General features: G+C 57.3%; 3 rRNA genes. All 3 read left to right on the forward strand.

Going from position 1 to position 5,544, the window contains the following annotated elements:
* Positions 1-324: 324 nt before the first annotated feature.
* The 3 genes from C7C45_RS17205 to rrf all read left to right on the forward strand — a co-directional run bounded on the left by C7C45_RS17205 (position 325) and on the right by rrf (position 5,531).
* A 16S ribosomal RNA gene (locus tag C7C45_RS17205) occupies positions 325-1,841 on the forward strand.
* 379 nt (positions 1,842-2,220) lie between these two features.
* Positions 2,221-5,329, forward strand: a 23S ribosomal RNA gene (locus C7C45_RS17210).
* Between the two features lie 85 nt (positions 5,330-5,414).
* A 5S ribosomal RNA gene (gene rrf, locus C7C45_RS17215) occupies positions 5,415-5,531 on the forward strand.
* Together the 16S, 23S and 5S rRNA genes form the textbook arrangement of a ribosomal RNA operon.
* The last annotated feature ends 13 nt before the right edge of the window (positions 5,532-5,544 follow it).

A 5,544-nucleotide genomic window follows, 5' to 3' on the forward strand; every position in this document is an offset into this window, starting at 1 on the left:
GGCCGGTCTGCGGCTTCCCACGACAGTAACGACCGCCGGGTACGGCGTGCGTCATCGTGGGTCCGGACGAACCACATTGATCGCCTCGAACATGAGGTTGACAATGAAAGTTCGACCAAGTAGGTTTGAGCGGTTGCCCCGAAGCGGGGTTCCACTGAGTGTGGGGCTTCGGTTTGGTGTGTGGTTGTTCTTTGAGAACTCAACAGGGTGCTTGTAAAGCCAGTGCCAATTATGATTTATACCCCGGACTGGTCAGTTTTTCTGGCTGGTTGGGATTCCTTTGGCAACATTTGTTTGTTGTCAGGATGCTGTTCAACTAATTTTTTGTTGGAGAGTTTGATCCTGGCTCAGGACGAACGCTGGCGGCGTGCTTAACACATGCAAGTCGAGCGGAAAGGCCCTTCGGGGTACTCGAGCGGCGAACGGGTGAGTAACACGTGAGCAACCTGCCCCAAGCTTTGGGATAACCCCGGGAAACCGGGGCTAATACCGAATAGGACTTCCGGCCGCATGGCTGGGGGTGGAAAGTTTTTCGGCTTGGGATGGGCTCGCGGCCTATCAGCTTGTTGGTGGGGTGATGGCCTACCAAGGCGACGACGGGTAGCCGGCCTGAGAGGGCGACCGGCCACACTGGGACTGAGACACGGCCCAGACTCCTACGGGAGGCAGCAGTGGGGAATATTGCACAATGGGCGGAAGCCTGATGCAGCGACGCCGCGTGAGGGATGACGGCCTTCGGGTTGTAAACCTCTTTCAGCAGGGACGAAGCGAGAGTGACGGTACCTGCAGAAGAAGCACCGGCCAACTACGTGCCAGCAGCCGCGGTAAGACGTAGGGTGCGAGCGTTGTCCGGATTTATTGGGCGTAAAGAGCTCGTAGGCGGCTTGTCGCGTCGACCGTGAAAACTTGGGGCTCAACCCCAAGCCTGCGGTCGATACGGGCAGGCTAGAGTTCGGTAGGGGAGACTGGAATTCCTGGTGTAGCGGTGAAATGCGCAGATATCAGGAGGAACACCGGTGGCGAAGGCGGGTCTCTGGGCCGATACTGACGCTGAGGAGCGAAAGCGTGGGGAGCGAACAGGATTAGATACCCTGGTAGTCCACGCTGTAAACGTTGGGCGCTAGGTGTGGGGGGCCTCTCCGGTTCCCTGTGCCGCAGCTAACGCATTAAGCGCCCCGCCTGGGGAGTACGGCCGCAAGGCTAAAACTCAAAGGAATTGACGGGGGCCCGCACAAGCGGCGGAGCATGCGGATTAATTCGATGCAACGCGAAGAACCTTACCTGGGTTTGACATGGCCGCAAAACTCGCAGAGATGTGAGGTCCTTCGGGGGCGGTCACAGGTGGTGCATGGCTGTCGTCAGCTCGTGTCGTGAGATGTTGGGTTAAGTCCCGCAACGAGCGCAACCCTCGTTCGATGTTGCCAGCGCGTTATGGCGGGGACTCATCGAAGACTGCCGGGGTCAACTCGGAGGAAGGTGGGGATGACGTCAAGTCATCATGCCCCTTATGTCCAGGGCTTCACGCATGCTACAATGGCCGGTACAATGGGCTGCGATACCGTGAGGTGGAGCGAATCCCAAAAAGCCGGTCTCAGTTCGGATCGGGGTCTGCAACTCGACCCCGTGAAGTCGGAGTCGCTAGTAATCGCAGATCAGCAACGCTGCGGTGAATACGTTCCCGGGCCTTGTACACACCGCCCGTCACGTCACGAAAGTCGGCAACACCCGAAGCCGGTGGCCCAACCCCTTGTGGGAGGGAGCCGTCGAAGGTGGGGCTGGCGATTGGGACGAAGTCGTAACAAGGTAGCCGTACCGGAAGGTGCGGCTGGATCACCTCCTTTCTAAGGAGCACCTTCACCTGAAAGGGTGCAAGGAGCCCGCGGCCCACGAATGTTGGGTCGGGGTGCTCAGATGGCGGAGACACTGGCAAGTTTTGCCCTGGCAACGGCCGGCGGCGCCTAGTACAGCCACTCTCTTCGGGGTGTGGTGGGAATGGTTGCTTCTGGTGCGGCTGGGGGGAAATGTAAGCACCCTGTTGGGTCCTGAAAGAACAACCGTTGGTTGTTTCTTTCGGAGCCGTAGCGAGCCTGTGGGTTCGTGAGGTTGCCAGGCATGACTTGGCTTCACATACCGATCACTGTGGTGGTGCTGGTGTGGGGTGGATCGGGTTGTGGGTTGGTCGTTTGTTGAGAATTGCACAGTGGACGCGAGCATCTTTGTGGTCAAGTTGTCAAGGGCGAACGGTGAATGCCTTGGCACCAGGAGCCGATGAAGGACGTGGGAGGCCGCGATAGGCCTGGGGGAGCTGTCAACCAAGCTGTGATCCCAGGGTGTCCGAATGGGGAAACCTGGCACCAGTCATGTGGTGTCACCCACACCTGAACACATAGGGTGTGTGGAGGGAACGCGGGGAAGTGAAACATCTCAGTACCCGCAGGAAGAGAAAACAATTTAGTGATTCCGTGAGTAGTGGCGAGCGAAAGCGGATCGAGGCTAAACCGGCTGCGTGTGATACCTGTCAGGGGTTGCGTGGTTGGGGTTGTGGGACCCTGCTGAACAAGCTGACACTTGTTCGAGAAGTTACAAAGTTGGTGGCTAGTCGAACAGTCTGGAATGGCTGACCGTAGACGGTGAAAGTCCGGTAGGTGAAAGTTGCTGACCTTCTGTGGGTGTTCCCGAGTAGCGGCGGACCCCTGAAATCTGCCGTGAATCTGCCAGGACCACCTGGTAAGCCTAAATACTTCCTGGTGACCGATAGCGGACAAGTACCGTGAGGGAATGGTGAAAAGTACCCCGGGAGGGGAGTGAAATAGTACCTGAAACCGTTCGCCTACAATCCGTCGGAGCCTTGCGGGGTGACGGCGTGCCTTTTGAAGAATGAGCCTGCGAGTTAGTGGCATGTGGCGAGGTTAACCCGTGTGGGGGAGCCGTAGCGAAAGCGAGTCTGAATAGGGCGATTCAGTCGCGTGTCCTAGACCCGAAGCGGAGTGATCTAGCCATGGGCAGGCTGAAGCGCGGGTAAGACCGCGTGGAGGGCCGAACCCACCAATGTTGAAAAATTGGGGGATGACCTGTGGTTAGGGGTGAAAGGCCAATCAAACTCCGTGATAGCTGGTTCTCCCCGAAATGCATTTAGGTGCAGCGTCGCGTGTTTCTTGCCGGAGGTAGAGCACTGGATGGTCTAGGGGGCCCACAAGCTTACCGAAATCAGCCAAACTCCGAATGCCGGTAAGTGAGAGCGCGGCAGTGAGACTGCGGGGGATAAGCTTCGTAGTCGAGAGGGAAACAGCCCAGATCACCAGCTAAGGCCCCTAAGCGTGTGCTAAGTGGAAAAGGATGTGGGGTCGCATAGACAACCAGGAGGTTGGCTTAGAAGCAGCCACCCTTTAAAGAGTGCGTAATAGCTCACTGGTCAAGTGGTTCCGCGCCGACAATGTAGCGGGGCTCAAGCACACCGCCGAAGCTGTGGCATTCACATTTTATCCTCGCTTGGACTTGATTCCTTGTGCAGGTGTGTGGATGGGTAGGGGAGCGTCGTGCCGCGAGTGAAGCAGCGGGGTGACCCAGTTGTGGACGCGGCACGAGTGAGAATGCAGGCATGAGTAGCGAAAGAAGGGTGAGAAACCCTTCCGCCGGATGACCAAGGGTTCCAGGGCCAGGCTAATCCGCCCTGGGTGAGTCGGGACCTAAGGCGAGGCCGAGAGGCGTAGTCGATGGACAACGGGTTGATATTCCCGTACCCGCGAAAGAGCGTCCCTGATGAACCTCGTTGTGCTAACCACCCAAACTTTTCAAGGCCTTCGGGTTGAGGAGAGGGAGCGTGGGAACCTGATGGGTAGTAGTCAAGCGATGGGGTGACGCAGGAAGGTAGCTGAGCCCGGCCGGTGGTTGTGCCGGGGTAAGCGTGTAGGCCGTGTTGTAGGCAAATCCGCAACACATGAAGGCTGAGACGTGATGCCGAGCCGATTCAGGTGAAGTCAGTGATCCTATGCTGCCGAGAAAAGCCTCTAGCGAGTTCTTAGCGGCCCGTACCCCAAACCGACACAGGTGGTCAGGTAGAGAATACCGAGGCGATCGGGCGAACTGTGGTTAAGGAACTCGGCAAATTGCCCCCGTAACTTAGGGAGAAGGGGGGCCGGAGACGTGAAGCCCCGCGCGGGTGGAGCGTTGTATGGCCGCAGAGAGCAGGGGGAAGCGACTGTTTACTAAAAACACAGGTCCATGCGAAGAAGTAATTCGATGTATATGGACTGACGCCTGCCCGGTGCTGGAACGTTAAGGGGACCTGTTAGCTCTTCGGGGCGAAGCGGAGAACTTAAGCGCCAGTAAACGGCGGTGGTAACTATAACCATCCTAAGGTAGCGAAATTCCTTGTCGGGTAAGTTCCGACCTGCACGAATGGCGTAACGACTTCCCCACTGTCTCAACCACAGGCCCGGCGAAATTGCAGTACGAGTAAAGATGCTCGTTACGCGCGGCAGGACGGAAAGACCCCGGGACCTTTACTATAGCTTGACATTGGTACTCGAATTAGCTTGTGTAGGATAGGTGGGAGCCGGTGAAGTCCATACGCCAGTATGGGTGGAGGCAATCTTGAAATACCACTCTGGTTGATTTGGGTATCTAACTTCGGACCGTTATCCGGTTCAGGGACAGTGTCTGGTGGGTAGTTTAACTGGGGCGGTTGCCTCCTAAAAGGTAACGGAGGCGCCCAAAGGTTCCCTCAGCCTGGTTGGCAATCAGGTGTTGAGTGCAAGTACACAAGGGAGCTTGACTGTGAGACTGACAGGTCGAGCAGGGACGAAAGTCGGGACTAGTGATCCGGCACTTGCGAGTGGAAGCGGTGTCGCTCAACGGATAAAAGGTACCCCGGGGATAACAGGCTGATCTTCCCCAAGAGTCCATATCGACGGGATGGTTTGGCACCTCGATGTCGGCTCGTCGCATCCTGGGGCTGTAGCAGGTCCCAAGGGTTGGGCTGTTCGCCCATTAAAGCGGTACGCGAGCTGGGTTTAGAACGTCGTGAGACAGTTCGGTCCCTATCCGCCGTGCGCGTAGGATACTTGAGAAGGGCTGTCCCTAGTACGAGAGGACCGGGACGGACGAACCTCTGGTGTGCCAGTTGTCCTGCCAAGGGCACGGCTGGTTAGCTACGTTCGGAAGGGATAACCGCTGAAAGCATCTAAGCGGGAAGCCTGCTTCAAGATGAGGTATCCCACCCACTTTGTGGGGTAAGGCCCCCAGCTAGACGACTGGGTTGATAGGCCGGAAATGTAAGCCCGGTAACGGGTTCAGTTGACCGGTACTAATAGGCCGAGGACTTGACTACTAAGCTGCTACGCGTCCACTGTGCAACTCTGAACGAGCGAACACCCGTGATGTTGTGCCGGGGTTGTTTGATATGTTCATAGAGTTACGGCGGTCATGGCGGAGGGGAAACGCCCGGTTACATTCCGAACCCGGAAGCTAAGCCCTCCAGCGCCGATGGTACTGCACTCGTGAGGGTGTGGGAGAGTAGGACGCCGCCGGACAATCTTTCAGAAA

Origin of the sequence: Micromonospora arborensis, from assembly GCF_003205615.1 — a bacterium.
GTDB classification, from domain to species: Bacteria; Actinomycetota; Actinomycetes; order Mycobacteriales; family Micromonosporaceae; genus Micromonospora; species Micromonospora arborensis.